This window comes from Actinacidiphila sp. bgisy145, from assembly GCF_057708125.1.
Map to the genome: position 1 here is coordinate 1 of NZ_JBYIRL010000105.1, position 1,445 is coordinate 1,445.

Sequence of the window (1,445 nt, forward strand, 5' to 3'; positions counted from 1 at the left end):
GCCCTACCTTCTTGAGCACGTCCTGATCGTTCGCGACGATGGGGACGTGCGGGTGGGGCAGGGATGGTTTTCAGGCTGGCTGCCGTTGATGGCTGCCCTCGCGGTGCCCCCTGTCCCACCGCTTCTTCCGGACCGCTGATTAGGCATTGCGAATGATCGCTAGGTAGGGCCAGGACGGGCGGAGGGAGCCGCACGATGGACGACCACGCGGCGAGAGGGGCGCCATGCCGGTATGGGCAGGGCTGGATATCGCGAAGGACTTCCACTGGCTTGCTGTGCTCGACGAGCGCGGCAAACCGCTGTTCAACAGGCGGGTCGACAACGATCCCGAGAGCATCGAACAGGCCGTCAGCGACCTGAAGGCCGCAGAGACCGAGCACGGACCCGCCGTGGTCGGGATGGATGTGATGGGTGGCATCGCCGGGCTGGTGGCGGCCATGCTGCTCGACGCCGGACTGCGCTGCGTCTACGTCCCGGGCCTGGCCGTGAACCGGGCCCGGCGGGCAACCCGGGGTGGTGAGAACAAGTCCGATCCCCGCGACGCCAAGGTCATCGCCGAGCAGACCATGCTCCGGGCCGGCGAACTGCGTCCGGTCGAGTTGCCCGAGGAGATCCACGTCGACATACGTCTGGTCGTGGGACACCGCCGGAGCCTGACCACCGACGCCACCCGCCGGGCCGCCCGGATGCGCGACCTGCTGGTCGGCATCCACCCCGGCCTGGAGAAACTGATCGACACCGGCACCAAGTCCAGCCTCCTGCTGCTGTCGCGTTACGTCGCCCCCGCCGAGATCCGCCGGGCCGGCACCAGCCGGGTCAGCAACTTCCTCCAGCGCCAGGGCGTCCGCTCGGCGACCGCGGACGCCCTGGCCGACAAGGCCGTCACCAGCGCACGCAGCCAACGCGTGGCCGCGCCCGGTGAGCGCCGTACCGCCGAACTCGTCCGTGAGCTGGCCGAGGATCTGCTGCGGCTCCGCGAGCGGCTGACCCGGCTCGACGCCGAGCTGGAGGAGCTGCTTCAGCAGCACCCTGACGCGGCCCTCATCCGCAGCCTGCCAGGGATGGGGGCGACGCTCTGCGCCGAGTTCATCGCCCAGGTCGGCGACATCCGTCGCTTCCCCAGCGGGGACGCTCTCGCGGCGGCCTCCGGCCTGGCGCCCGTGCTCGCGCAGTCCGGCAGGATGCGCTACTCGCGCGGCCCCAGCGGAGGCGACAAACTCCTCAAGCGCGTCTTCTACCAGTCGTCGTTCTGTGCGCTGCAACGCGATCCGACCAGCCGGGCCTTCTACGACCGCAAACGCTCCGAGGGCAAGCGACATCATCAAGCTCTCATCGCCTTGGCCAGGCGACGCGTCAACGTGCTCTACGCGATCGTCCGCGACCGCCGGCCCTACCGGGCCAGTCCGCCTCTCCGTCTCGTGGCTTGACATCAGCATTAGGCCGCG

1 protein-coding gene is annotated in these 1,445 nt (G+C 69.6%); it reads left to right on the forward strand.

The annotated features are described in order from the left end of the window. Positions 1-224: 224 nt before the first annotated feature. Positions 225-1,427 (forward strand): IS110 family RNA-guided transposase, encoded by a 1,203-nt coding sequence (locus AC3ERT_RS36475; RefSeq protein ID WP_435179473.1) that lies wholly within the window; start codon positions 225-227, stop codon positions 1,425-1,427. Positions 1,428-1,445: the final 18 nt, after the last annotated feature.